Origin of the sequence: Ramlibacter sp. (assembly GCF_035554825.1) — a bacterium.
Classification (GTDB): Bacteria; Pseudomonadota; Gammaproteobacteria; order Burkholderiales; family Burkholderiaceae_C; genus Ramlibacter.
In genome coordinates this window covers 23,733-49,824 of sequence record NZ_DATMHS010000173.1, presented here as the reverse complement: position 1 = coordinate 49,824, position 26,092 = coordinate 23,733, and the positions used below count along the sequence as shown (strand labels likewise).

Genomic DNA, 26,092 nt, shown 5'->3' with positions numbered 1-26,092 from the left:
TAGACTTTGCGGTTTTGGCTCGGCAGTCTGCCGCCCGTGCGGGCCTCGCCCTGCGGGGCCAATCGTGGCGCCCGCCTCCGCCGTCCAATGAACGCACCGTCCCTGCTCGAGCCCCAGCGCCTGCCATCCGACGCCACGCCCGCCGTTTCGGTGCTGATTCGCACCCTGGGACGGGCCAGCCTCGCTGCCGCCATCGCCTCCGTGCGGCAACAGACCTTCGCCGACTGGGAACTGGTGGTGCTCAACGCGGGCGGCGGGCCCATCGCGGGCCTGCCGCAACTGCTCGACGGCGTGCGCGCCCGCGTGCTGACGCCAGGTGGCCGCGTGGAGCGGGCGGCCGCGGCCAATCTCCTGCTCGATGCGGCCTCGGGTGAACTGGCGCTGTTCCTGGACGACGACGACTGGCTGCTGCCGGACCACCTCGCCAAGCTGACCGGCCTGCTGCGGGCGCAGCCCGAACTGGTGGCTGCCTACGGGGACGTGGAAGCCGTGGCCGGCGCCGGCACGCCGCGGCAGCACACGGTGCATGTCTTCGAGAGCGACTTCGATCCGGTGGCGCTGCAGCTGCAGAACTATCTTCCGATCCACGCGGTGCTGTTTCGCGTGGACGCCGTGCGCTCGGCGCCGCCGGTGCGGTTCGACACCGCGCTGTCGCTGTTCGAGGACTGGGATTTCTGGCTGCAGCTGGCGGCGAAAGGGCCGTTCCGGCGTGCCGCCGGCGTGTCCGCGGTGTATGCGTACGAAGTCAGCGACGGCTCCAGCCATGCTGCCAGCGGGCCGCAGCGGGAGTCGATGCTGGCGGCGCTGGCCGCGCGGCAGCTCGCCCGCTGGCGGCCGGCCGACGTGGCCGCCTTGATCGAGCGCGATGGCCGCCGCACCGACCTGCTGAACGACAGCGTGCAGCGCGCGAGCGCGCGCGAGCGCCAACTGCAGGAGACGCAGGCGGGTCTGGAGGCTTCGCAACGGTGGTGCGCGGAGCTGCGCCATGCGGTGGACCAGCATCTGGACAACCTCGCGCAGCAGCGTGCGTCGTTGCAGGAACAGCAGCAGACGATCGCACGCCAGCAGGACGCCATCGGACAGCAGCAGCAGCTGATCGCGCAGCAGCAGCAAGCGCTGGCGGAGGGTTCGCGCACGGTGGCGGCGCAGCAGCTCGCGCTGGCGGAACAGGCCGATGCGCTGGCGCGGCAGCGGCAGGAGTTGCAGGTGCTCGCGCACGTTCGCGAAGAGCTGCTGGCGCAGATCGCCGACATCCGGCAGTCCACCTCGTGGCGCATCACCCGGCCGCTGCGCGGCGCCGGGCGGGCGGCGGGCCTGTTGAAGGCGCGCGCGCGGTCGATGGCCAACCTCGGATCGGCGGTCGGCAGCCAGGTGCGCAAACACGGCGCGATCGGGTTTGCCCGGCGGCTGCCGTACTACCTGCGCCATCGCGAAGCCTACCTGTCGCGGGTGACCGGCATTCCGGCCGGGCACATGACGAATCCGTTCGATGCGCCGGCCCCCGTGCCGCGCGATGTGCCCCTGCATCCCGATCTGGAAGGCGCCGGTGAGCCGTTCGACGTGAAGGTCTCCGTGGTGATCCCGACGCTCAACGCCGGCACGGAGTTCGGGTGGCTGTTGCGCAAGCTGCGCGCGCAGCGGGGCCTGCGCGAGCTGCAGATCGTCATCGTCGACTCCGGGTCGCGCGACGGCACCGTCGCGATGGCGCGGGAGGCGGGCGCCAAGGTGGTCGAGATCGCCCCTTCCGAGTTCACGCACAGCCATTCGCGCAACCTCGGGGCCGATGCGGCCGACGGCGACTACCTGCTGTTCATGGTGCAGGACGCGTTTCCCATCGGCGAATACTGGCTGCATGGCATGTTGCGCTTCCTGCGCGATCCGCAGCACGAGCGGCTGGCGGCGGTGTCTTGTTCCGAGTCGAGCCGCAGCGACAGCGACCTGATGTACGACGCGATGATCGACACGCACTACCGCTTCCTCGGCTGCCTGGAGCAGGACCGGGTGGGGCGGCATCGCGGCGACGACCACATGTCGCTGCGTTCCCAGGGACAGCTCAGCGACGTCTCCTGCCTGATCGGGCGCGAGCTGTTCGGCCGGTACCGCTACCGCGGCGACTACGCCGAAGACCTCGACCTGGGCATCCGCCTGATCCAGGACGGCTGGCAGGTCGCCATGCTCGCTTCGGTCAAGGTGGTGCACTCGCACAACCGGCCCGCCTACTATTACCTGAAGCGCTCGTTCGTCGACGTGCAGTTCCTGGTGGAACTCTTCGACGACTTCACCTACCCGCGATCGCGTTCGCTGCCGGGCCTGGCGGCCGGCATCGCTTCGGCCGCGGCCCATGTCTCCGGGTGGCTTGCCGACATCGAGCGCGGCGACAGCGGGCTGACGGGCGGCAGGCTGAAGGCATGGATCGCGCGGTGGCGGCAGGACCTCGAGCAGCTGCGCGCCGGCGAACCCGCGGCGCTCGGCGACCAGCGCCTCGAAGCGTTCGTCGCGCAACTGGCGCTGCGGCATCCGGTGCCGAGGCAGACCGACGCGGTGGGGGCGGAGATCCGCCAGTTCAACGAGATGCTGATGGGGCGGCTGGAGCACTTCGGCCAGTACGCGGCGCAGGTGTACGACGATGCCGACGAACTGCCCCGGCACGAGTTCGCGGCAGCCGTGTGCAAGACGCTGGCGGCCACGGCGGGCTCGGCGCTCGGCTTTTACTGCCTGGATCACCGGCAACCCGGCGCGGCCGACCGCGCCGACGCCGATTCGCTCCACCGCGAGCTGACAGCGGGCGTCTGATGCGCATCCTTTTCATCCTGCACCAGTTCTTCCCCGAATTCGGCAGCGGCACCGAGCGGGTCGCCCTCAACATCGCGCGGATGGCGCAGCGCGCCGGGCATCATGTCCACGTGCTGGCCGGCACGGTGGATCCGGCCCGCACCGGCGGCGCGCCGACGTCGCGGCCGTTCGCCGGCTGCATCCGGCTTTCGCACGAAGGCATTGCGGTCACGCTGATCCCGCGCAACCTGCTGCCCGCCACGGCCGATATCGGCCTCGACGCCGACGAGGCGCTGGCGGGGCCGCTGGCGCAGTGGATGCAGGCCGAGCGCTTCGACATCGCGCATGTGCTGCACACCATGCGCATGGCGACGGCGGTGCTGGCGGCGCAGCGTTGCGGACTGCCGTATGTCGCGACGCTGACCGACTTCTTCGTGCCATGCGCCCGGATCAACCTGGTGACGCAGGACGGGGAAGGGTGCGGGGGGCCGGACCGCGGCCGCCGCTGCCCGGCCGATTGCCCTGCGCCGCCGTGGACGACACAGAGCTATCTGCGGCGCTATGACCAGGGTGCTTCGCTGCTCGCCGGCGCCGCCGAGCGCGTCGTGCCGTCCGAATTCGTGGCGCAGCGCTACCGCGCGTCATACCCGGAGCTGTCGTTCCGCGTGATCCCGCATGGCATCGACCTGCTGGCGCTGGTGCGCCATGGCGGCGAGCGCTCACGGCCGCGGCCGCGGCAGCACCCGCTGCGGCTCGCGTTCGTCGGCACGGTGGTGCCACAGAAGGGCCTGCATGTCCTGCTGCGGGCCGCCCGCCTGCTGCAAGGCCGCGACCTCAGCCTCAAGGTGATCGGCGCCTTCCACGGCAACCCCGGCTATCACCAGGAAGTGCGCGCCCTCGCCAGCGGCGACAGCCGCGTCGAGATCACGGGTGCCATGTCCGCGGCCGATCTCTTCGCGGCGCTGCAGGAGATCGACCTGCTCTGCCTGCCCTCCCAGGTGCCGGAGACGTTCTCGCTGATCCTGCAGGAAAGCGCCGCCGCCGGCGTGCCCGCCCTGGTTTCGGATTTGGGAGCGCCGGCCGACCGCGTCGCGGAGCAGGGCAGCGGCCGCGTCGTGCCCCACGCGGACCCGCAGGCCTGGGCGGCCGCGATCGCAGCCGTCCTCGACGATCCGGCGCTGCTGCCCCAGTGGCGCAGCGCGCTGCCGCTGCCGCTGCGCATCGAGGAAGAGGCGTTCTTCTACGAGTCGCTGTTCCGGCGCAACCGCCGCCTGCCAGCATGACCAGCCAGCGCGAGACCTTCCAGCAAAGGCGATGGATATTGCTCGCTGTCTTGACGAAGCATCCTATCTTGTAAAATTCATGCCCTTGTCCAGGGGGACGCGGCGGGCTGTCCGCTGAGTCGAGGGCAGTATCCCCACCAGGCGCGAAACGACGGTTCGCGACTGAGCAGCGCAGCAACGTGTCGAGGTCGAATCGAGCGGTGCCGCCGAGATCAGAAGTCCGATTCCACTCGCACCGAAGGTCGTGATCAAACCCATTTACGTTTTACTGGCGACCTACAACGGCAGCGCCTTCATCGCCGAGCAGCTCGACAGCCTGATCGCCCAAACCGATCCGGGCTGGCGCTTGCTGGTCCGCGACGACGCGTCGACCGACCGCACGGCCGAGATCGTCGCCGCGTACGCAGCGAAGGATGCCCGCATCACCGTGCTGGCGGCGAGCCAGACCAATCAGGGCACCGCCGCGAACTTCGGCCGCCTGCTGCGCGCCGCCTGCGAGCAGGGCGCCGCCTACGTCATGCTGATGGACCAGGATGACGTCTGGCGCGCCGACAAGATCGAACGCCAGATCCGACTGATGCGAACCGAGGAAGAGCGGCTCGGGGCCGGCGTGCCGATCCTCGTGCATTCCGATCTCGAGCTGATCGATTGCGATGGCCGCACGATCCATTCCTCGTTCATGAACTTCCAGCACATCCGCGACGAGCCGTCGGCGCCGCTGCGCACGCTGCTGGTTCAGAACTACGTGACCGGCTGCACGATCCTGGTCAATCGCCCGTTGCTCGACGCGGCACTGCCGATACCTCCTTCAGCGATGGTGCACGACTGGTGGCTGGCGCTGATCGCCGCGACGGTCGGGAAGATCCTCTACGACCCGACGCCGACCGTTGGCTATCGTCAGCACCCGGGCAACCAGATCGGCGCCAAAGGATGGCGGCGGGGTCTTGCCTCGGTCTGGCAGGGGCTGCGCCTGAGCCGCACCGGCGACGGCAATTTTGCGCGCAGCCTGGCGCAGGCGAGTGCGCTGAAGACGAGAGTCGAGCGGGCCGGCCTCGGCGCAGACGCGCAGCAGCAACTGCTCGCCGCCTACTGCGCGTTGTTCGAGCGTCCGCGCGGCCGCTGCGCGCGGATCAGCGGTCTGCGCGCCCTCGGGCTGCGCCGCCAGTGGGCGGTGCGCCAGTGGCTTCTCTATCTGCACGCCTGCCTGTTGCCGGCGGCCTACGCAAACCCGGCAGCAGGCAAATGACATGAACATGCCACCCACCAACCAACCCGAGATCGACTGGCAGGCGCCCGATGCCGCGCTTCCCGCCGGCCCCTGGCTCGTCTTCGCGCGCCATCCCGGCGAGGAGGTCAGCGCGCTCGGCGGCAGCCTGATCCGGGCCCGCCTGAGCGGCATCGCCGTCGCCATTGTCTACACGCACTCGGCACAGGCGCCCTTCGGCGACCTGCTGCCGGAGATCCGACGCGTCTTCCTCGCCGGCGAACGCGACCCGACCCGCGACATCGCCTCGCTCGCGCCGCTCGTGCGCGAGATCGCGCCGACGACGGTGTTCCTGCCCTCGCGCTTCGAGCACGACACCGGCCTGCGCGCGCTCGCGGTGGAACTCGAAGGCATGCTCGCCGACGCGGGTTTCCACGGCGCGGCGTGGTACTACGAGTTGTCGCGCGTGGGCGAGGTCAACCGCATCCTCGACATCTCGGCTGTCTTCGAAGCCAAGCAGGCGGCACTCGCCCGCCTCGAGGGCCAGTTCCCAGCGCGGCAGCCGCCGCGCCGGCGCAGCGAGCTGACCGATCGCCTGCGCGCGCTCGCGCTGGCTGGCGCCACCGCCGCCGAAGCGTTCTGGGCCGAGCCGCGATTCGAGCCGATGCGCGGCGCGACCGCGGCGCTCGCCGAGCTTGCGCACCGCTCGTGCGGCGCCCCGGCGGCGGCGCGGTCGTCGATCTCGGTCGTCGTGCGCACGCGCAACCGGCCGCAACTCCTCGAGGAGGCGCTGGCGAGCCTCGCACTGCAGGACTACCCCGAGCTCGACGTGATCGTCGTCAACGACGGGGGCAGCCCGGTCGCGGAGATCGCCAATCGCTTCCCCGGCCTCGCGCCGCGCGTGATCGACCTGCAGCCCGGCCGTGGCCGCTCGTCGGCGGCCAACGTCGGTATCGCGCAAGCGCGCGGCGACTGGCTGCTGATCCTCGACGACGACGATGTCTATCTCGCCGGCGGCGTGCGCGCGCTCGCTGCCGCGGCGACCGATCCCGACACCGTGTACTTCGGCAGCGTCGACTCGTATTCCTACGACGGTGGCCAGCGGCGCCACCTGCGAACCTTCGGCGCGCCGTACGACGCGGACCTGATGCTGTTCGAAAACCAGATCCCGTTCATCGGCTGCCTGATGCCGACGGCGCACGTGCGAGCAATAGGCGGCCTCGACGAGTCCTTCGCCTGCTTCGAGGACTGGGACCTGTATCTTCGGCTCGCCGAGCGCTGCCGCTTCCAGCACGTCGCGCGCACGGTGGCCGAGTACCGGGTCTTCGGCCAGAGCTTCATCACCGGCAAGGGCAGCGAGTCGCTGCAGGAAGAAGGGCTCGAGCGCATCTTCGCCAAGCATCTGCAATGCGCCAAGGCCCGCCCGCTCGCGCGCGCGCAGCTCGCGGTCAAGCGCGAACTGATCCCGCGCGAGGTGCGGCGCGAGGCGAAAGCCGCCGAGATCGCGCTGCGGGAGAAGCTGACGCGGGAAGTCGCACTGGAAATCGGGCAGCTGCGCGACAACCTGCGGGAGGAGGAGCGCAAGCTGCACGAGCGCACGAGCGCCGAGGTTGCGGCTGTCCACGAGCGCACGAGCGCCGAGGTTGCGGCGCTCCACGAGCGCACCGCGAACGAAGTCGCCGCAGTGCGCGCGGAGGCTGCGAAGCGGGTGGAGCTGAACCTCGTGTCGGCCGACGAGCTGTTCGTCTCCATCGTCATCGTCAACTACAACGGCCGCCATCATCTCGAAAAGTGCCTGCCGTCGGTCTTCGAGACGCGCAAGGTGAACTTCGAGGTGATCGTCATCGACAACGGCTCGAGCGACGACAGCGTCGCCTGGATGCGCGAGCAGTGGCCGCAGGTGCGCGTGATCGCCGAGTCGCGCAATCTCGGCTTCGGCCTGGCCAACCTGGTCGGCGCGCGCAACGCGAAGAGCAATTACCTGGCGCTGCTCAACAGCGACACCGTGGTCACGCCCGACTGGCTCGAGCAGCTGCTGCGCCCGCTGCTGCTGGACCCGGCGATCGGTGCGACCTGCTCGCAGCTGCGGCTGCTGGCGCGGCCGGAGTACCTGAACGCGCGCGGCGGCGGCATGTCGCGGCTCGGCTTCGGCTATGACATCGACTTCGGCTACCCATTCGTGGCGCCGGCCGGCCCGGACGACGCGAGGCCGGTCGACGTGCTGTTTCCGTCCGGCGCGGCGATGCTGATGCGCCGGACTGATTTCCTCGACGTCGGCGCCTTCGACCCCTCGTACTTCATGTACCACGAGGACGTCGACCTCGGCTGGCGGCTGTGGCTGCTCGGCAAGCGCGTCGTCCTGTGCCCGGCCTCGATCGTCTTCCACGCCTTCGGCGGCACGACCAAGAGCCAGCAGGGAACGAAGTTCCGCGACTGGATGGGCAATCGCCACAACCTGCGCAGCCTGTGGAAGAACTACGAGCTTCGCAACGCGCTGTGGGCGACCCGGCGGCTCGTCTGGCTGTGGCTGCGCACCGGCCAGGCCGGGCTCGCATGGCACGCGCTGAGCTGGAACCTCATCCACATCCGCGGCACCGTGCGGGAACGGCGGCGGCTGCAGCGGCAGCGGCGGATCTCGGACAACGAACTGTTCGCGCGCGGGCTGATCCCCGAGCATGTCCCGCCGGCGCCCAGCATCCCGCCGCTGACCGGCGCCTCCGACAGTCCGCCGTTGATCGTCGCGTCGCAGCTCTGGCCGGGACGCACGTCGGCGGTCGGCCGCCTGGGACCGGGCTGGTACGGCCCCGAAGGCGTCGACGGCGACGTCGTGCGTGCGACCTGCGGCGACGCTTCGGCGACGCTCAAGGTCGAGCCGGGCGCGACGGGCACGGTCGTGGTCGAGATTCACGTTCCGGACCGCGTTGCCGAGGAGGGGGTACTGACGCTCGAGTGCAACGGCGGGCGGCAACGCTTCGGCCTGGCCGCCGGCTCGTTCTGGCGGACGATCGAGATGCCCGGTCAGGCGGACGAGAACGGCCTGCTCAGGATCCGCATCGGCAACACGCCGTGGCGTCCGCACGATCTGTTCGGCAACGGCGACCTGCGCCGCCTCGGCTGCATCGTCCGCCAGATCGCGTTTCGCACCGAAGACGCGGCCACCGCGTACGCGCCAAGCCGCGTCAGTGTGATCGTTACCACCTTCAACCGCCGTCCGGTTCTGCTGCGCACGCTGGACGCGCTGGCCGCTCAGACCTGGAAGGATTTCGAAGTCATCGTCGTCGACGATGGCTCGCGTGACGATACCTGGAGCGAATTGCAGAAATGGCGCGACGCGCATCCCGGCGCGCTTGGCCTGAAGATCTTCACGCAGCAGAACACCGGCCAGGGCATCGCGCGCAACAACGGCCTCGAGCACGCCGACGGCGAACTCGTGCTGTTCATCGGCGACGACATCATCCCGGACCCGGATTTCGTCGAACAGCACGTGCGCCGCCATCGCGAACTGGGCGTGCCTTGCGCGGTCGTCGGCTACACCGACTGGGAACGCTCGGCGATGCAGGTCACGCCGCTGCTCGAGCACGTCAACGAAGCCGGGCACCAGTTCGGCTACCGCTACATGAAGGACGGCGACGACGTTCCGTACACCTGCTTCTACACGTCGAACGTCTCGCTGCCGCGCGCGATCCTCGGTCCGCGCCCGTTCGACCCGGAATTCCGGACCTACGGCTGGGAGGACGTCGAGGTCGGCTATCGGCTGAGCAAGCGGGGCGTGCGCATCGTCTACAACCGCCAGGCCCGCGCGCGGCACCTGCACCCGATGGATCTCAGGGATTTCTACCGGCGCCAGGTCAAGGTCGGGGGCGCGATCGGCAAGATCTACGCCATGCATCCTGAGCTGGCGTCCGACCAGCCCCTGATGCCGCCGGCCCGTCCGCCGCGCTGGCTTGCCGCCGCGCGCCGCATCGTGCCGCCGCTCCTGCCGGTCGCGAACTGGCTCGATCGGCGGTCGGTCAGGCTGCCGCACCGGCTGTACGACCTGATACTCGGGACGGGCTTCTGGGTCGGACGAACGTCCTGACGGGCGCACGGTACGAGCCGCAGTCGCCCTGCTACCATGCCGGCTGCGCCGTCACCCGACGGCGCAGCGATTTTCAACGTACCCGGCCAGCGGAAGATGGTCTGGACCTTCCTGAAGAACATGCTTTCCCGGCTGTTCCGGCTCCTGTTGCCCACCCACCTGCTCCTCAATCCGTTCGCTCCGCCCGCCTTCACCGCGCATGACCGGGCGCGGCTGGTGCTGCGCGCCGAGCGCGATGCGGTCCCGCCCTGGCGCGGCGTCCGGCGCCAGGCGGGCGAAGTGCCGGCCCGTCGTGCGGTGGTGCCGGGCGCCATCCGGGCGGCGCTCGACCAGGGCCGGCCGGCGCCGGGCAGGGTGCACGGGCGATGAATCTCTCCGACGCACCGGTGCAGGAAGCGGCGCTCGCGATCGAGGCCGTCGATCTGGGCAAGGCCTACCGGCCCAACGCGACCCCGGCCGCGCGGCTGCGGGCCGCGCTCCTGGGCCGCGAGATCCCCGGCGACAGCTTCTGGGCGCTGCGCGAGGTGTCGCTGCAGGTGCGCAAGGGCGAGTCGCTCGGCGTCATCGGCAACAACGGCGCCGGCAAGTCGACGCTGCTGCAACTGCTGTGCGGCACGGTGGCCCCGACCACCGGTTCCGTGCGCGTGGACGGCCGCATCGCGGCGCTGCTCGAACTGGGCGCCGGTTTCAACCCGGACTTTTCCGGCCGCGACAACGTGCTGCTCAACGGTCCCTTGCTGGGCCTGGGCCGGGCCCAACTGCTGGAGCAGATGGACTCGATCATCGAGTTCTCCGGCATCGGGCATTTCATCGACCAGCCGGTCAAGACGTATTCCAGCGGGATGTTCGTGCGGCTCGCGTTCGCGCTGGCCACCAGCGTCGAGCCCGACATCCTGGTGATCGACGAGGCGCTCTCGGTGGGCGATGGCGGCTTCGCGCGCAAGTCCTTCGACCGCATCCTGGCGATGAAGGAGCGCGGCACCACGATCCTGTTCTGCTCGCACTCGCTTTACCAGGTGGAGGCGTTCTGCGACCGCGTCCTGTGGTTGCACGAAGGCAGGGCCATGGCAGTCGGGCCGTCGCACGCCGTCGTGCGCGACTACACCTTGTTCCTCGCGGGCGGCTCGCCGGCCGCCGCGGAAGCGCCAGCCCCGGTCGCGGCGGCTGCGGCGGTGGAAACCCCGGCGCCGGTCGCGGCCGGCGCGGTGTCCGAAGCCGAACCTGCGGCTGCGGAGCCTGCCGCCGCGCCACTGCACACGGGCACCGCGACGCCCGGCCATGCGCGCATCCGTCGCGTCCTCACCTCGCTCGACGGGGTGGTGTCGACGCGGCTGCAGATGACGCCGGGCCAGGGCAGGTTGCGCGTGACGATCGAGTTCGACTCCGACCCCGAGATCCCGATGCCGACGGCCGGCATGACCTTCGAGCTGGCCAACACCATGATCCTGAGCAGCGTCGTGTCGCGCACCGACCAGGTGACGCTGGAGCGCGACGCGCAGGGCCGCGGCACGGCGACGATCGAGTTCGGTCCGCTGGCGCTGCGCAAGGGCGACTACTACATCGGTGCCTACCTGGGCAACGAGAACGCGATCCACCTGTACTCGGAAGCGCCGCGCATCGCGCTGCTTTCGGTGGCTGACGCCAGGCCCGAGCCGGGCCTGGTCGATCTGCCGCACCAGTGGCGCATGCGGCCGGGACACGCGGACGAGTGAGCGGACCCGTGCCTCAGAGAAACCGGTTGTCGCGGGCGCCGGTCACGGCGTAGGCCTCGGCCCAGCGCCGCGGGCCCGGCGGCAGGTACAGCGCCCGATAGGCATTGAGGCCCAGCATCGCGTCCAGGTAGTTGCCGTACTTCAGTGCGGTTTCGTGGCACAGCACGGCGGCCCGCTTGGTTTCGAGCACCGACGTGATGTCCACGACGTGCGTGGCGGGCACCGGATTCCAGGTTTCGTAATAGAGCAACTGCTCGACGCCGCTGCGCCGCAGCACCTGCGAACTCGCGCGCGAGATGCGTGCATGATCCGGGTGCGAATCGCCGACCCAGGGCAGGAAGACCCAGTTCGGCTGCAGCCGCTGGACGACGGCGGCGAGCGCCTGGCGAAATGCGCGCGAATCGTCGAAACGTCCGTCGGGCTCGTCGAGGTGCAGCACGTCGTTGGCGATCCCCAGGGTCCGCACCGCCGCGGCCATCTCCTGTTTGCGCAAGCTGCTGGTCTCCGGCGGCAGACCGCCGCCGCCGTCGCCATTGGTCACCAGCAGCACGTGGATGTCGCAGGTGGGCGCCAGGCGCGCCAGCGTGCCGCCGCAGCCGAGCGTCTCGTCGTCGGGATGCGGCGCGATCACCAGCGCCGTGCGCGCGCCGGCCAGGTCCAGTTCGGGCGGCAGCGCATTCGGCTGCGCGGCGGGGCGGCTAAGCTGTTTGATAAATCGCCACATATCTTCGAGCGATGTCCTCCGGGGGCGGCCAGCCGGCAGCGCGGGCGAGCGCGCGTGTGGCCCAATGTGCGCGCAGGGCCTCGTCGGCGCGCAGGGCCGACAGCGCGCGGGTGAGGGTGTCGGTGTCGTTGGGAACCAGCCAGGCGCCGTCCCCCATGACTTCAGGCACGCCGCCGGCCGCGCTGCAGATGGCGGGCAGGCCGGCGCACAGCGCTTCCAGGTTGGCCAGGCCGAACGATTCGGTGCTGGATGCGCTGATGTAGATGTCGGCGCCGTGGAAGAAGGGCGTCACGTCCTCGGTGCTGGTGACGCGCAACCGGCTGCCGAAGCCAAGGCGCTGCGCCAGCGCCTGCAGCGGGGCGGCCTCGCCGCCGCCGAGCAGTTGCAGCCGCACGCGCGGGTCCTGCTGCGCGGCGCAGGCGTGCACGATCCGGTCCAAGCATTTCAGGGGCACCAGCCGTCCGACCGCGAGCACCACCAGTTCGTCACTGTCCCAGCCGAGTGCGGCGCGCGCGGCTTCGCGCGTGGCGGGGGTGCGCGCGTTCAGCGGCGGCCTGGCGTGGGGCACGCAATGCCAGTGGGCCGGAACGCGCGACAGCGCGAAGTCGCGCGCGAGCTGCGCCAGCGCGGCCTGCGTCGGCGCCGTGACCCAGCGCGCCCGCAGCGACGTGAACCGCTCGATGCGCCGCAGCCAGGCCTGGGCGGCGGGTCCCTGCTCCAGCCCGTCCTCGTGCGTGGCCTGGCTGTAGGAGCCGAATCCGTGCTGCGTCAGGCCCCAGCGCACGCCGCTCGCGCCGTGCCGGCGCAGGCCCAGCGCGACGCCGCACGCGAGCCAGGGGTCGTGGGCGTGGACATGTGTGTAGGCCTCGTGCCGGGCGACGCGCGCTGCCTCGAAGCCGATGTGCAGTCGCTCCGACCAGGCGCGCAGCAGGTTCACACGGTTCGGCCGGTCGGCGATGAGCGGCCAGCGCTCCCACTGTTCCACCCGCAGCCGGCGCCGCCGTGCGGCCGCCGGGTCGATGTCGTCGGCGCAGAAATAACGCACCTGCGCGCCGGCCGCGGCCATCGGCCCCATCAGCGGCGCCAGGCTGCGACCGAGGCCGTAGCGGCGATCTTCGGCCGACTCCCGGGTGACCATCAGCACTCGCATGTCAGCGGAAGTCCGTGTCGCCCGCGGTCAGCCACCAGCGCCCGCGCAGCTCCTGCGCGGAGGGGCCGGCGCTCCACACGTTCGCCGGCACCACCAGGTCCAGTTGCTGCTGCTGCGGTCCGGTCGCGGCGAGCACCGAGGCGTGGCTTTCGGTCACCCAGGCGGTGACGCGGTTGGCGCCATGGTCGGCTGCCCAGCGCCGCGCGGCGGCGATCAGCCCCGGGAAGTTGCGCCTGGGCCCGACCAGGTCCATCAGTTCGATGCGCTCGGGCTGCGGCTGGCGCAGCACGAGCAGGCCCTGCGGCGCGCCGGTGAGCACGCGCCGCACCAGCAGGCATTCGTACGCCACCGTCGGGTGCTTGCGATAGCGCTCCTGGACGTAGGCGGCGTCGCGCACGCCGATGATGCTGTCGCGGAAGTCGTCCGCCATCTTGTGCCAGAGCTTGTCGATCACCGCGCCGTCCTGCGCTCCGGCCGGCGCGCAGCGCAGCAGCCGTTCGGTCCAGCTCGCGCCGGCCGGCCAGGTCAGCTCGCAGATCTGGTCCACGCCTTCGTACAGCCCGAGCTTCTGCGCCACCTGCAGCGCTTTCGACGTCGGAAAGCCGAATCCGAACAGCTGCGGCCGGCCGTAGCCGACGCTGCGATCGATGAAGGTCGACGCGGCGATCTGGAACGGGCCGGAGCGCGTCATCACGCCGCGCTCGTGGGGATGCACCATGACGTCGCCGATCTGCACCGTGGACGCGGGTTGGCCGAGAAAGAGGACCGGGCGCGGCATCGCGCCGTAGAACGCGACCAGCTGGTCGCCGCGCCACACGCCCATGCCCGGCGAAGCCGCGTCGCGGTACTTCCAGCGCCACAGCGCCGGATCGATCCGATAGCCGAAGGCGGTTTCGAACAAGTCGAAGCACTGGGCCTCGTGCTCGGGCCGAATCCAGTCCGGCCGCCAGCGCGGCGTCCTTTCGAGCTGCCAGTGGCCGTCCTCGGCGTGCGCGACTCCATAGCGGCGGGCCAGCGCCGCGAAGGCGTCCGGACCGTAGGGGTCGGCGCGCTCGAGGTCCTGCAGCTCCACCGCCGCGCCGGCGGGAATCGCCGCAGTGCGGCGGTTCAGGGCGGCGACCAGCTCGCGGTCCGCGCTGGCGGCGTCGGCGGGCGGCAGGGTTTCAGACTTCATCGGCGAAGGCAGGGCGGATGCGCTCGAACAGCCGGTGGGCGAGGAATGCGAACACCAGACCGAGGGCGGTGTAGGTCGCCAGGGTGCCCCAGTCCGGCGCGGCGCCTTTCAGCACGAGGTCACGCAGGGTTTCGATCGGCACCGTGAGGGGGTTGAGCCAGAGCAGGTTGGCCACGAACGGGGGCAGGGCGCTGGTCGGGTACAGCACCGGCGAGACGAACAGCAGCAAGCTGACCGCGGGGCCGATCACGTGGCCGATGTCGCGCAGGAACACGCCCAGGCCGGAGAGCAGCCAGCAAAAGCCGAGCAGCACCGGCACGGTGCAGGCCAGCACGATCGGCGTCGCCAGCACCCAGGGGGTCAGGTGCGATCCGAGGCCCACCGTGGCCGCCAGCAGGATCACCAGGGCAATGACCGCGTTGAACATCACGGCGCCGACGGCGACCCACGACAGCGTTTCGAGCGGAAACACCACACGCTTGACCAGGTTCGGCTGTTCCAGAACCAGCCGCGGCGCGCGCGTCAGCACTTCGGAGAACAGATTGAAGATCAGCAGGCCGGCGAACATCTGCAGCACGAATTCGCCGGTCGAATCGCTGCCGCCGGGCCAGCGCGCCTTGAACACGGTCCGGAACACGAAGGTATACGCCGCCAGGATCAACAGCGGCGACAGCACGCCCCAGCTCATGCCCAGCACCGATCCCTGGTAGCGCGCCATGATCTCGCGGCGCACCATTTGCAACACCAGGTAGCGGTGTCGGGCCAGGAAGATCGGGTGGCCCAGATGAAGCAGACGGGAAAGCATCGCGCCGATTGTGCCTTCTTGTGCCAGGGCCCCCTCGGCAGCCAAGACGGCAGCAGGCACGGTCACGCGGACCCGGAGCGCTCCGGCTGGTTGCGGCCCGCCGCCACGTCCTTGAGGAAGTCGGGATCGTCCACGCGCAGGTCGTTGCCGCTGCGCTCCACCACGCCGCGGCTTTGCAGCAACTGGAACACGCGGGTGACCGTCTCCCGGCTGGCATTGATCATGATGGCGAGTTCCTGGTGGGTGGGCGCGTTGCGGACCCAGGTGCTGCCTTCCTTGGTCGGCGCGAGCAGGAGTTCCAGCTGTGCGCAGACCCGCTGGATCGGGTTGGGCATGCCGAGAATGCGGCGTTGTCCGGAAATCTGCCGCAGCCGCAAAGCCAGGCTCGTGCACAGCACTTCCGCCACGCGCGGGTGCGCGAACAGGATCGGCCGGATCAGGTCGCGCGGGACGAAGACGACCCGAGACCGGGACACGGCCGTCACGTAGACGGGGTGCGGCTCGCCGTCGATCACGGCAACGTCGCCGAAATAATCGCCCGGATTGACAAAGTAAAGACCTACTTCGCGTCCGTCCACCGTGAAGTCGACCCCCTGCAGCCGCCCTTCGAGCAGGAAGCACAGGGAGCCGCCCTCGGCGCCTTTCTGGATCACCACTTCCCGCTTGGCGAACACCCGCTCCTGGGCGTGCTGCGCCAGATGCGTCAGCGTCACGCCCGGCAGCCCGGCCAGCAGGGGCAGCTGCGACATGACGGGAGCGGGGAGCGGCATGAGGATGAGGAGCGAAAGAACGAATGATAATGATGAGAACCATTCGCCCGGCCCTTTCCATGGCGCCAGCGATACGCAACGGCGCCGGATGTGACGGGGCTCACATCGGAAAACCGCCGGGCTGGTTAAATTAGCACACCAGTGGCTCTGCGCCCGTGCTCCCGGATCCGACGCCCATGTCCAACTTCATGACTTCCCGAACTGCGCCCGTTGCGGTGGCGTTGGGTCTGGCCTGCCTGGCGGGCCAGGCCGCGCATGCGGATGGCGTCCCGTCGGCCCAGCGCCCGGTGGGCGAGGTGACCATGAGCGTGGGGCCGGTGATTCGCACCCCGGCGCAGGGGCTGCCCGAGACCGTGCGCCGCGGCACGCCCATCCGGCCGGGCGACCGCCTGGACACCGCGGACGGCGGCCATCTGCACATCCGCTTCATCGACGGCGCCATGGTCAGCATCCGCCCCGGCAGCCGCATGTGGGTGGAGGACTACCAGTACAACCCGCAGCAGGTCTCGATGTCGCTGGTGCGGTTCAAGCTGGAGTACGGCGTGGCCCGCGCGATTTCGGGGGCCGCGGCGGAGGGAGCGAAAGATCGGTTCCGCCTGAACACCCCGCTGGTTGCCATCGGCGTGCGGGGCACGGATTTCGTCGTGCGCGCAGGCGAGGCCACGACTCGGGCCGCGGTCAATCAGGGCGCCATCGTGATGGCCCCGTTCGGCGACGGCTGCAACGCGCAGGCGCTGGGGCCTTGCGGCACCACCTCCGCCAAGCTGTTGTCTGCCGACATGGGCCAACTGCAGGTGGAGTTCCGGCCGCAGCTGGCGCAGCCGGAGATCAAGCCCCTGCAAGGCGCGGTGTTCGCTTCCAACACGCAGGACCCCGGCAATGGGCATGTGGTGCTCGCTCGCAACGCGGCGGCGCCTGCCACGCCCGCGGGTGATCATCCCGAGTCGGAACGGCTCGCGACGACCGCCCTGGCCGAAAGCGCGGTGAAGGCCGTCATGACGGGGCAGGCGGCGCCGCCGCCGCCACCCGCGCCGCAACCCGTGCCGCCGGTCGTGGTTCTGCCCGATCCCGTCCCCGTGCCGCCTCCAGTCGTCGCCACCCCGGAGCCGACCGTGCCGCCGCCGCCTCCGATCCTGCAATGGGGTCGCTGGGCCGCCGTTGCCTCGGGCGATGCCGCCATCGCCGTGTCGCGCGCCGAAGCGGCGGAAGGCCGGTCGGTCACCGTGGGCAACGCGCAATACAGCTTGTACCGGGCGACCAACGGGCTCACCGACCTGGCGAACGGCCTCGGCTCCTACAGCTTCAGCCTCGACAAGTCCTATGCGCAGTACGAGGTGTCCGGCGCCATGTCGCCCGCGTCGGTCGAGCAAGGCAGGCTGACACTCGACTTCGGCAATGCCCGCTTCGCCACCGATCTGCGGGTCGCCAGCCAGTTGACGGGCGCGGTGCTGATCTCCGGCGCCGGCGCCATTCGCGGCGACGGCATCTTCTTCGACCGGACGGTGCCAGGGCAGGCGATTGCCGGCGCGGCAGCGCTGGACGGCAAGTCGGCCGGTTACTTCTTCGAGAAGGCCATAGGCGCAGGTACCTTGTCCGGTATCACCCTCTGGTCGCGTCCATGACGCTCGGCCCGGCCCTGTTGATGCAACGGCGCCTGCGCTGGTTTGCGCTCGCCGCCGCCTTGCTCGCCTGGGCGGCGTTCGCTCTTTTCGCCCCGGCCGCGTTGCAGCAGGCCGACGAGCGTTCCACGGATCTCGTCTGGCAGTTGAGCGCGCAGGACGCTCCGGAACGGCGAGTCGTCGTCGTCGACATCGACGATGCCAGCCTCCAGCGAATCGGGCCCTGGCCCTGGCCGCGGGAGACGCAGGCTCGACTGGTGAACGCATTGCGCGAGCAAGGCGCGACGCTGCAGATGTACGACGTGGTGTTCGCGGACCAGCGGCCCGGCACCCGCGAACTGGCGGCGGCGCTGGCAGCCGGCCGCGCGACCGCGCCGGCCGTGCTGGCGCAGGTGTTCGCCCTGAACGGCGAGAGCCGCCAGCAAAGCGGCGAACTCACCGGCGCCCTGCCGGGGCGGGTGTGCCTGCCGCCGGCCGTGCCGGCGCAAGGCTACGTGGCGAACGTCCCGGGCTTGAATACGCCGTCCGGGCATATCACCCCGCGGCTGGATCCTGACGGTGCGGTTCGGCGCGTCCCGGCCGTGGTTTGCTTCGGGCAGCGGAACTATCCCGCGTTGGCCCTGGCCGGCCTGCTGGCCCTGGACGACGCAGCCAACGCGGTTCCGCTGCGGGCGGAGCCGGGTTCGCGTCCCTGGGACGCCGCGTGGACCGTGACCCTCAGCACCATGCCGGGCGTGCGGATTCCGCTGGACGCCAATGGCGACATCCGCGTGCCTTATCGCAAGGCGCGCAGCGGCATCATCTCGATCTCGGCCGCCGATCTGCTCGAAGGCAAGCTGCCACAGCCGAGCGCGCTGGCCGGCGCGTGGGCCATCGTGGGGGCTTCTGCCTTCGGTCTGGGTGACGCGGTCCCGACGGCGCTGGGTGGTGCGGTAAGCGGCGTCGAAGTGCATACGCAACTTCTTGCCGGCATCCTGGACGAGGCGGTGCCGTTCACGCCGCGCGGCGCGGCCGTGTTTCAGGGGCTGTGGGCGGCCGCGGCGATTCTCATGCTGCTGGCTTTGAGCTGGAACCGCGCCCCAGCCGGTACGCGCAATCTGCAAACCCGGCACGTCCTGTGGATTCCGGTGGCGGGGCTGGGGCTCGGGGCGCTCAGTTTCGCGCTCCACGGGGTCGCGCTGCTCGGGCTCGACTGGTGGGTGGGCTGGTCCCACGCTGCGTTGGCGATCGTCTTGAGCGGCCTGTTCCTCGGGCTGGCCGAACACGCACGCAGCCTCGGTGAAAAGGGCCGGCTGTTCCAGAACCTCGCCAGCTACCTGCCCGCGTCGGTGGCCGAGAAGATCGCCCTGCTGGAGCCGACCGGCGAGATCGCGGCCGAGCGGCGCGAACTCACCGTGGTGGTGGCCGACGTCCGCAATTTCTCCGCCTACGCCGACGTGCGCAGCCCCGAGGACGCCGCGCGCGTGCTGCACCGGCTGTACACCACGGCCAGCGCCATCGTCGAGGCGCACTCGGGCACCGTCGAGGAGATGAACGGCGACCGCCTGATCGCGGTGTTCAACGGTTCCAAACCGTGCGCCGATCACCCGTCCGAAGGCCTGGCCGCCGCGCGCGAGCTGTGGCTGCGGTGCAGCGAGGAACTTCCCAACGTGCCGCCGCAGGGCCTGGAGCCGCTGGGCCTGGGCGTTGGCGTGGAAACTGGCACCGCGCTGGTCGGCAGCTTCGGCGCCGCGAGCCGGCGGGTCCACACGGTGCTGGGCCAGCCGATCACGGTGGCCATGCGACTCGAGGAAATGACCGCGGAGCTCGCCTATCCGATCCTGGTGGGCAGCGAGACGGCCGAACGCATCGGCGTGCCGTTCGAACGACATGAACTGGCGCTGAAGCCCCTCGGAAGCTTCCTGCTGCCCGGGTTGCGACACAGCAGCAAAGTATTTACACTCCGCACCTTGGTGCAGCCCGGCAGCGATGCGGAGCAGCAGTCCCTGCAATACCTGAAGCAACAAGGCCATCTGGCTGCCTGAAGCCGGCCTGAGCTGGCGCAGTCGATCCCCTTGCTGGCGCGCTTCGACGCGCCTCCTTTCACGGTGGCCGTTCCACGTTCGTTCAGCCCGGCCTTCTCGCTTTCGCTGCGCCTCGCCCTGTCGGCAGCCAGCTTGTTGCCGCCTGCCGTCTGGGGCCAAACCGCCCCGCCGGCGCCAACACCCAGTCCCGCGTGTTCGCTCCAGGCGCAGTACCCATTACCGGTCGAGCGTTCCGCCTTGCAGAATCTGGCCGCCGCACAGCAGGCCGCGGCCGGGGAACGAGGTTGCCTGCGAAGCGCTGCGTTTCACGCCTGGCGCGGCGCGACGCTGCTGGCCCTGGGCCGGACGGCCGAGGCCGTCGAGCCGCTGGAGCGGGCGCTGCTGCAGGATCCGGATCTGCCGGGCGCTCAACTCGATCTCGCGCAGGCGCTGGCGGCGCAGGGCGACGCAGCGTCGGCGCGGTCTCTTCTTTCCGCCATGCGGCAGCGGGCGGACCTGCCGTTGCCGATCGGCAGCGCGATCGACCGGCAGCTCGAAGTGCTGTCGTTGCCGGCGCAACTCGCCGGCAAGCTGACGGAAAGCTGGCAGTCGCGCTGGCAATTCAGTGCCTTGGCCGGAGCCGACAGCAACCTGAATAACGCGCCGGCCGCCAGCGAAATCACGCTCACGTTCCCGCAAGGCAATGTGACCTTGCCGCTCGAGCGGTCCTCGCAGCCGCGGCGCGGGGGGGCCGGCCTGGGGATCATGCAATGGCAAGGGCTGCGGCAACAGGGCGAGTCGCTCTGGGCGCTCCAGGCGGAACTGAGGCGTCGCCAGACCTCCGAGTCCGAGACGACCTACCAGCAAAGCGACGTCGCGGCGACCTGGCTCCAGGCGCCAGCTGCCGCACGCCAGTGGGTCGCTCGGCTGGCGACAGGCCATCTCCAATATGGAGCCAGCACGCTGCTGCATGCGACCCGTGCCACGGTGCAGTACCAGTGGGAGGCTCGCGGCCGGAACGGGCTGGCGGACCGGTGGGCCGAGCAGCTCGCCGGCTGCCGCCCGGTCGCGAGTCTGGAAATCGAACACCGCCGCTATCCCGCCTCGCGGGGGCTGGACGGTGTTTACCAGGGCGGGGCGGCGGGCTGGCTGTGCCGGCGCTCGGAGGCGACGGCCGGCAGCTCCGGCGAGACGCTGACCGCCGACACCTCTTTCTATAGTGTGCAGCTTCGCGCGGGCAGGGACCGCCCCATCTCGGACTCCCGGCCCGGCGGCTCGTATCGGCGACACGAACTGAAGGCGCAGTGGGAAGGACCGCTGTTGGCGATCGGCAGGTGGGGCGCGCAATGGACGTCCACCCGGCAAACCGATGGACAACCTTACAGCGTTCTGCTAGGCAACGTCCCGCGCAACACGCTGCGGCACGTGCTGCAACTCGAAGCAAGCTGGCCCATCGGGCCGCGGCTGTCCCTCGTTGGCAATGCCGAAGCTGCCCGTCAAACGAGCAACCTGCCTGTCTTTGCGACACGCCAGCGAAGCGTCTATATGGGCTTGCGCTGGGAAGTGATGCAATAAAACAACGTAGGCGCAATTGCAGTCTTCGTGTGACTGCAATCACATTGCTCTTGTAGGACGACTCCCTATACTTCGTCCCTGAATCGGCGGCACCCCGCTCCCGGTCACTTTCAATCCTTGGATGGAGAACTGAATGGCAATCACCACTGCCGAACGCAACCAGATCATCGAACTGACCGTTCTGATGTTCAACGCGGCACCTGGCGCGAATTACCTGAGCCAGATCGTCACCCTGTACGAAGCCAATGCGGGCACGCAGGCGCAGAAGCTGCAGGCGCTGGCCAACCAGCTCGCCACGACGAGCGTGTATCGCTCGCTGCACCCCAATTTCGAAACCGCCGAAGAATTCGCCGCCGACTTCCTGACGCCCCTGGGCCTGCAGAACGACGCGACGGCCAAAGACTTCATCGTTGCCAAGTTCAACGCCGGCGTGTCGAAGGGTCAGATCGCCTATGAAGCGTACGCTGCGCTGAACGCCGTGCCGTCCACCGGCGCCGCTCAGTACGTCGCCGCGAACGCGATCCTGAACAACAAGACCACGGTCGCCGAGTACTACTCCGTCACCAAGGAAGCCGCCGCCACCGACCTGGCCACCCTCCAGTCCGTGCTGACCGGCGTGACGGCGTCTGCCGACAGCGTCACCGCCGCCAAGGCCGCCATCGACAACCAGAGCGTGGGCGGCGTCGGCCAGACCTTCGCGCTGACGATCAACCAGGACACCTTCGGCGGTACGTCCGGCGATGACCAGTACATCGCTGGCGTGACCACTGCTGCCGACGGCGTGACGCAAGTCCAGACGCTGCAAGCGATCGACCAGATCAACGGCGGCGACGGCGTCGACACCCTGAACGCCACGCTGATCACCGGCGGCCTGGTGGCTCCGGCGCTCACGAACGTCGAAAACGTGATCGTGCGCTCCACGAACGCTGGTTCCGGCATCAACTTCGCCGGCGCCACGGGCGTGCAGAAGATCACCGTTTCGAACAGCACGGCCACCGCCGCGTTCACCAACGTTGGCGCGGCCGCCACGCTGGGCATCGCGAACCAGAGCCAGAACGTTTCGTTCGACAATTCCACCGCTACCACGCTGGGCCTGTCCTTCGACACCGTTGGCTCCCTGAGCGTGCCCACTGAAGTCGCGATCGACATCGGCGCCACCGCCGCCTCGAAGGCGACGACGCTGAACATCACCACCGTGAACTCGAACGTCGAAGTCACGGACACCGCCGGCACGAACGTTGCCACCGCTGCGAGCATCGCGGCCACCGGTTCGAACGAAGTCAAGCTGACCGACGGCCTGAACCTGGCTGCGCTGACGGTCACCGGCTCCGGCTCGGTCGACGTGTCCGAGGTCCAACTGGTCAAGGTCGGCACGCTGACCGTGGCCGATGGCGGCGTCACCTTCGACAACGGCGACTCCACCGCGACGACGTTCACCGCCACGACCGGCGCTGGCGCCGACACGCTGAAGGTTGACGGTGCCAACGTGAAGAGCATCAGCACTGGCGCCGGCAAGGACAGCGTGACCACGCAGACCGCTGCGCTGGCCGCGACGGCGACGATCGACCTGGGCGCCGGCGACGACACGCTGACGCTGCACGCCGCACCGACCGCCGGCGCGACGCTGACCGGCGGCGACGGCAAGGACACGCTGGCCCTGGCAGTGGCCGACTACAACACGGTTTCCGCCTTCACCGCTGCGAACCTCGCCAAGATCACGGGCTTCGAGATCCTGAGCGCGACCGACGCCGCTGTCGCAGATACCGCATCGATCGACCTGTCGAAGATCGCCGGCCTGACGGGCTTCCAGAGCAAGGGCGTCGCCGCTGCTGGCACTGCGACGGTGACCAACGTGGGCGCCAACGCCGACGTGATCCTGAAGGGCGCCCTGGGGACCAACACCGGTACGCTGGTGGTCACCCTGAAGGACGCGACGGGCACCAGCGACACGCTGAACCTGACGCTGAACGCCAACTACGCGGAAAACAACGACGCGACGGCGACCGTCGCTGCCGTGACCGAGACCGTGCAGGCTGCGGGCGTCGAGATCATCAACGTGACCAGCACGGGCACGCCGAGCACGAAGTTCCTGGGCGCCGCCGGCACCAAGGCCGATGGCGTGAACAACACGCTCGCGCTGACGGACACCGCGCTGACGACCCTGAACGTTTCGGGCAACCAGGCGTTCACGTTCAACACGGCTGACGCGCAGACCAAGCTGGCTGTGATCAACGCCTCGGCGAACACCGCCGGTGCCGTGATCTCCGCCGCTTCGACCACGACGGCGACGAACGCCGCCCTGACGATCACCGGTTCGGCGACGGCCGGCAACACCCTGACGGGTTCGGCCAACGCCGACACCATCGTCGGTGGCGCCAAGTCCGACACCATCACCGGCGGCGCAGGCGCCGACGCGCTGACGGGTGGCGCTGGCAACGACGTGTTCGTGATCGCCGCGGCGACCGACTCGACGCTGGCGAAGATGGACACCATCGCCGACTTCTCCGCCAACACCGTCGGTCTCGGCACCAACGGCGCGGCGAACGAGCTCGGCGCCGCCGGTGCCACGCTGCGCACGGGCGACGTGATCGACCTGAGCGCTGCCACCCCGACGAACCTCGAGTTCAGCGTGCAAGCCAACGCCACCGACGTGCAAGTGTTCATCCAGAACTCTGCTACCGACGGGGCCCTGGCCGCTGTCAACGCCGCGCTCGACTCGTCGACCGGCCGTCTGTACATCGACTTCGACAACAACGGCACGATCGACACCGTGATCGCCCTGACGGGTGTCACGACCCTGACGACCGCCGCGTTCGTGATCTAAGACCTCGGTCTTCGCGACAGGAAGGGCCAAGCGAAAGCTTGGCCCTTTTTTCTTGTCCGCGCCGCTGGCACGTCCTGTAGAGTGCGCTCCCAGGGAATGCACAGGAAAGGCAAGAGATCATGAGCGACTGGTCCGCCGGCTACGTGTCCGACATCGGGTACACCTTCGGCTATTACAACGAATTGAATCCGCTGCGGGCGCGGCTGGCGCTGCTGAATGCAGGCCTGGCATGTCCGGAGTTCACCACCGGTTGCGAGCTGGGTTTCGGCCAGGGGCTGAGCGCGAACTTTCATGCCGCCGCGTCGGCGGTGCAGTGGCACGGTACCGATTTCAATCCAGCCCAGGCCGGCTTCGCGCAAGAACTGGCCGCCGCGAGCGGCTCGGGGGCGCGCCTCTACGACGAGGCGTTCGCGGATTTCGCGAGCCGATCGGACCTGCCGGACTTCGACTTCATTGGCCTGCACGGGATCTGGAGCTGGATCTCCGACGAAAATCGCTCGGTGATCGCGCAGTTCGTGCGGCGCAAACTGAAGGTGGGCGGCGTCCTCTACGTCAGCTACAACACGCTTCCGGGGTGGGGCGCCTTCGCACCCATGCGACATCTGATGTCCCAGCATGCCGAGGTGATCGGCGCAGAAGGCCATGGCATCGTCAGCCGGATCAATGGCGCCTTGGAATTCGCCGAGAAGCTGCTGGATACCAACCCCGCGTACGGTCGCGCCAATCCTCAGATCGCCGAGAGAATCAAGAAGATCAAGGACCAGAACCGACATTACCTGGCGCACGAATACTTCAACCGGGACTGGCAGCCAATGCACTTCGCGACCATGGCGAGCTGCCTCGAGCCTGCCAAGGTGAACTACGCGTGTTCTGCCGTCTATCTCGACCACATTGACCCGCTGAACCTCACGCCCGAGCAACAGAGCTTCCTGAAGGACATTCCCGACGCCATGTTTCGCGAGAGCACCCGCGACTTCATGGTCAACCAGCAATTCCGGCGCGACTACTGGATCAAGGGCGCGCGGAAGCTCTCGCCGCTCGATCAGGCTGAGGCACTGAGGGCGCAGAAGGTGGTACTCATGGCTCCGCGGCCCGACGTCTCGCTGAAGGTGAGCGGCGCGCTGGGGGAGGCCAGCATGAGCGAGGCGATCTACCACCCGATCCTGGACTACCTCGCCGACCACAAGACCAAGTCGATCGGACAAATCGAGCAGGCCACACAGGCCCAGGGGCTCAATCTGGGGCTGGTGAAACAAGCCGTCCTGCTGCTGGCGGGCATTGGTCACCTCGGCCTGGTGCAGGATGAATCGGTGACGGCAAGAAGCCGCAAACACACCGACAAGCTCAATGCCCATCTGATGGCGAAGGCCAGGAGCAATACTGACGTCGGCCATCTTGCCAGTCCGGTCACCGGCGGGGGCATCCCGGTGGGCCGGTTCAACCAACTGTTCCTGATGGCGCTCGCGCAGGGCAAGAAGCAACCGGCCGACTGGGCCCAATTCGTCTGGAGCGTCCTCGCCATGCAGGGGCAGCACCTGATCAAGGACGGGCAGGCGCTGCAAACCCCGGCGGAGAACCTTGCCGAACTCAACTCGCAGGCGACCCTCTTTGGGGAGAAACACCTGCCGATCCTCCGGGCGCTTCAGATCGTCTGAGCGTCGGCCCCGATGCGTCATCGCACTGCCCGGGGCCGCTATCGAACCGTTCCCTGCCGGCTGAAAAAGTGTCGTGCAGGGTAAATGCCAATTCTGGCTGGAATATTCATATAGGAGCCTGTACACTCGCATTCCTATATGAATTCAAGTTTGCGCGTCACGCTGAATGCCTCGGCCGAACAGGCGAAGCGGCTGGTCGCCCTCCAGGCAGCCTTCGCCCAGGTCTGCAACGCGCTGGCGCCGCTGGTGCAACAAAACCGCATGTGGAACCGGGTGACTCTGCATCACCTCGCGTACCGCTCGCTGCGCGAGCAGTTTCCCCAGATGGGGTCGCAGATGGTCTGCAATGCCATCTACTCGGTCTCGCGCACGGCGCGGCTCGTGTTTCAGCATCCGGCCAGCCCCTTCCACCTGTCCCGCTACCAGGGCAAGCCGCTGCCGACGCTCCACTTTTCCGACCGCTGCCCCGTCTACTTCGACCGCCACACCCTCAGCGTGAAGGACGGTGCGCTGTCCATGTACACGCTCGACGGCCGGATGCGCTTTCTGCTGTCGGTTTCCGAAGAAGACGAGCGCAGCTTCCGCGAGAAGAAGCTGCGCGAGATCGTGCTGTCCCGCAAGAAGGACGGCGCTTTTGAACTGGTGTTCTGGTTCGGCGACGCGCTGGAGGAGGAGGCCGCCCGGGCGCCCCTCGCGCCCCCTGGCCAGATTCCGGATTACGTGAAAGTCGAGGCTGCCGCATGA

The 26,092-nt window shown here is 69.1% G+C and carries 17 protein-coding genes; 12 read left to right on the top strand and 5 right to left on the bottom strand.

Features of this window, described 5'->3' with window-relative positions; all coding sequences use genetic code 11:
* The first annotated feature begins 87 nt into the window (after positions 1–87).
* The 6 genes from VNT59_RS20990 to VNT59_RS20965 all read left to right on the top strand — a co-directional run bounded on the left by VNT59_RS20990 (position 88) and on the right by VNT59_RS20965 (position 11,049).
* Positions 88–2,793, top strand: a complete 2,706-nt coding sequence (locus VNT59_RS20990) for a glycosyltransferase (protein WP_325501776.1) — start codon at positions 88–90, stop codon at positions 2,791–2,793.
* A complete protein-coding gene (locus tag VNT59_RS20985; RefSeq protein ID WP_325501774.1) occupies positions 2,793–4,055 on the top strand; it encodes a glycosyltransferase in 1,263 nt (420 codons plus the stop codon). Before VNT59_RS20990 ends, VNT59_RS20985 begins: the two co-directional genes overlap by 1 nt.
* A gap of 244 nt (positions 4,056–4,299) precedes the next feature.
* On the top strand, positions 4,300–5,301 hold the full coding sequence (locus VNT59_RS20980; RefSeq protein WP_325501772.1) for a glycosyltransferase family 2 protein: 1,002 nt from the start codon (positions 4,300–4,302) through the stop codon (positions 5,299–5,301).
* Between the two features lies 1 nt (position 5,302).
* Positions 5,303–9,337, top strand: a complete 4,035-nt coding sequence (locus tag VNT59_RS20975) for a glycosyltransferase (RefSeq protein ID WP_325501770.1) — start codon at positions 5,303–5,305, stop codon at positions 9,335–9,337.
* Between the two features lie 36 nt (positions 9,338–9,373).
* Positions 9,374–9,706, top strand: a complete 333-nt coding sequence (locus VNT59_RS20970) for a hypothetical protein (RefSeq protein WP_325501768.1) — start codon at positions 9,374–9,376, stop codon at positions 9,704–9,706.
* Complete coding sequence (locus VNT59_RS20965) at positions 9,703–11,049, top strand: ABC transporter ATP-binding protein (RefSeq protein ID WP_325501766.1); 1,347 nt, start codon at positions 9,703–9,705, stop codon at positions 11,047–11,049. The genes VNT59_RS20970 and VNT59_RS20965 overlap by 4 nt, the downstream gene beginning before the upstream one ends.
* A 13-nt stretch (positions 11,050–11,062) precedes the next feature.
* Here VNT59_RS20965 and VNT59_RS20960 read toward each other — a convergent pair whose 3' ends face one another.
* From VNT59_RS20960 to VNT59_RS20940, 5 genes are all read right to left on the bottom strand, one after another.
* Entirely contained in the window at positions 11,063–11,773 is a 711-nt protein-coding gene (locus VNT59_RS20960; protein WP_325501764.1) for a PIG-L deacetylase family protein, read from the bottom strand.
* Positions 11,748–12,923, bottom strand: coding sequence for a glycosyltransferase family 4 protein (locus VNT59_RS20955; protein WP_325501762.1), 1,176 nt, complete (start codon positions 12,921–12,923; stop codon positions 11,748–11,750). The genes VNT59_RS20960 and VNT59_RS20955 overlap by 26 nt, the downstream gene beginning before the upstream one ends.
* A 1-nt stretch (position 12,924) precedes the next feature.
* On the bottom strand, positions 12,925–14,097 hold the full coding sequence (locus VNT59_RS20950) for a GNAT family N-acetyltransferase (protein ID WP_325501760.1): 1,173 nt from the start codon (positions 14,095–14,097) through the stop codon (positions 12,925–12,927).
* A complete protein-coding gene (locus VNT59_RS20945; RefSeq protein WP_325501758.1) occupies positions 14,087–14,902 on the bottom strand; it encodes an ABC transporter permease in 816 nt (271 codons plus the stop codon). The genes VNT59_RS20950 and VNT59_RS20945 overlap by 11 nt, the downstream gene beginning before the upstream one ends.
* A gap of 62 nt (positions 14,903–14,964) precedes the next feature.
* Entirely contained in the window at positions 14,965–15,651 is a 687-nt protein-coding gene (locus tag VNT59_RS20940; RefSeq protein ID WP_325501756.1) for a Crp/Fnr family transcriptional regulator, read from the bottom strand.
* A gap of 197 nt (positions 15,652–15,848) precedes the next feature.
* Between VNT59_RS20940 and VNT59_RS20935 the strand changes: the two genes are divergently transcribed.
* The 6 genes from VNT59_RS20935 (at position 15,849) to VNT59_RS20910 (ending at position 26,092) form a co-directional block, all read left to right on the top strand.
* Positions 15,849–17,294 carry a FecR family protein gene (locus VNT59_RS20935; protein WP_325501754.1) on the top strand — a complete coding sequence of 482 codons (1,446 nt, stop codon included), beginning with the start codon at positions 15,849–15,851 and terminating at the stop codon, positions 17,292–17,294.
* Entirely contained in the window at positions 17,291–19,315 is a 2,025-nt protein-coding gene (locus VNT59_RS20930; RefSeq protein WP_325501752.1) for an adenylate/guanylate cyclase domain-containing protein, read from the top strand. Before VNT59_RS20935 ends, VNT59_RS20930 begins: the two co-directional genes overlap by 4 nt.
* Before the next feature lie 30 nt (positions 19,316–19,345).
* Entirely contained in the window at positions 19,346–20,869 is a 1,524-nt protein-coding gene (locus VNT59_RS20925) for a tetratricopeptide repeat protein (RefSeq protein ID WP_325501750.1), read from the top strand.
* Positions 20,870–21,002: 133 nt separating this feature from the next.
* Complete coding sequence (locus VNT59_RS20920) at positions 21,003–23,693, top strand: calcium-binding protein (RefSeq protein WP_325501748.1); 2,691 nt, start codon at positions 21,003–21,005, stop codon at positions 23,691–23,693.
* A gap of 119 nt (positions 23,694–23,812) precedes the next feature.
* Positions 23,813–25,348, top strand: coding sequence for a class I SAM-dependent methyltransferase (locus VNT59_RS20915; RefSeq protein WP_325501746.1), 1,536 nt, complete (start codon positions 23,813–23,815; stop codon positions 25,346–25,348).
* A 150-nt stretch (positions 25,349–25,498) separates the two neighbouring features.
* Complete coding sequence (locus VNT59_RS20910) at positions 25,499–26,092, top strand: hypothetical protein (protein ID WP_325501745.1); 594 nt, start codon at positions 25,499–25,501, stop codon at positions 26,090–26,092.

Excerpts from the sequence above, each read along its gene's own strand:
- VNT59_RS20955 (WP_325501762.1), bottom strand. The coding sequence starts at position 12,923 with ATGCGAGTGCTGATGGTCACCCGGGAGTCGGCCGAAGATCGCCGCTAC.
- VNT59_RS20940 (WP_325501756.1), bottom strand. The coding sequence starts at position 15,651 with ATGTCGCAGCTGCCCCTGCTGGCCGGGCTGCCGGGCGTGACGCTGACG.
- VNT59_RS20965 (WP_325501766.1), top strand. The coding sequence starts at position 9,703 with ATGAATCTCTCCGACGCACCGGTGCAGGAAGCGGCGCTCGCGATCGAG.
- VNT59_RS20950 (WP_325501760.1), bottom strand. The coding sequence starts at position 14,097 with ATGAAGTCTGAAACCCTGCCGCCCGCCGACGCCGCCAGCGCGGACCGC.
- VNT59_RS20915 (WP_325501746.1), top strand. The coding sequence starts at position 23,813 with ATGAGCGACTGGTCCGCCGGCTACGTGTCCGACATCGGGTACACCTTC.
- VNT59_RS20990 (WP_325501776.1), top strand. The coding sequence starts at position 88 with ATGAACGCACCGTCCCTGCTCGAGCCCCAGCGCCTGCCATCCGACGCC.
- VNT59_RS20945 (WP_325501758.1), bottom strand. The coding sequence starts at position 14,902 with ATGCTTTCCCGTCTGCTTCATCTGGGCCACCCGATCTTCCTGGCCCGA.
- VNT59_RS20920 (WP_325501748.1), top strand. The coding sequence starts at position 21,003 with ATGGCAATCACCACTGCCGAACGCAACCAGATCATCGAACTGACCGTT.
- VNT59_RS20930 (WP_325501752.1), top strand. The coding sequence starts at position 17,291 with ATGACGCTCGGCCCGGCCCTGTTGATGCAACGGCGCCTGCGCTGGTTT.
- VNT59_RS20975 (WP_325501770.1), top strand. The coding sequence starts at position 5,303 with ATGAACATGCCACCCACCAACCAACCCGAGATCGACTGGCAGGCGCCC.
- VNT59_RS20970 (WP_325501768.1), top strand. The coding sequence starts at position 9,374 with ATGCCGGCTGCGCCGTCACCCGACGGCGCAGCGATTTTCAACGTACCC.
- VNT59_RS20960 (WP_325501764.1), bottom strand. The coding sequence starts at position 11,773 with ATGTGGCGATTTATCAAACAGCTTAGCCGCCCCGCCGCGCAGCCGAAT.
- VNT59_RS20985 (WP_325501774.1), top strand. The coding sequence starts at position 2,793 with ATGCGCATCCTTTTCATCCTGCACCAGTTCTTCCCCGAATTCGGCAGC.
- VNT59_RS20935 (WP_325501754.1), top strand. The coding sequence starts at position 15,849 with ATGTCCAACTTCATGACTTCCCGAACTGCGCCCGTTGCGGTGGCGTTG.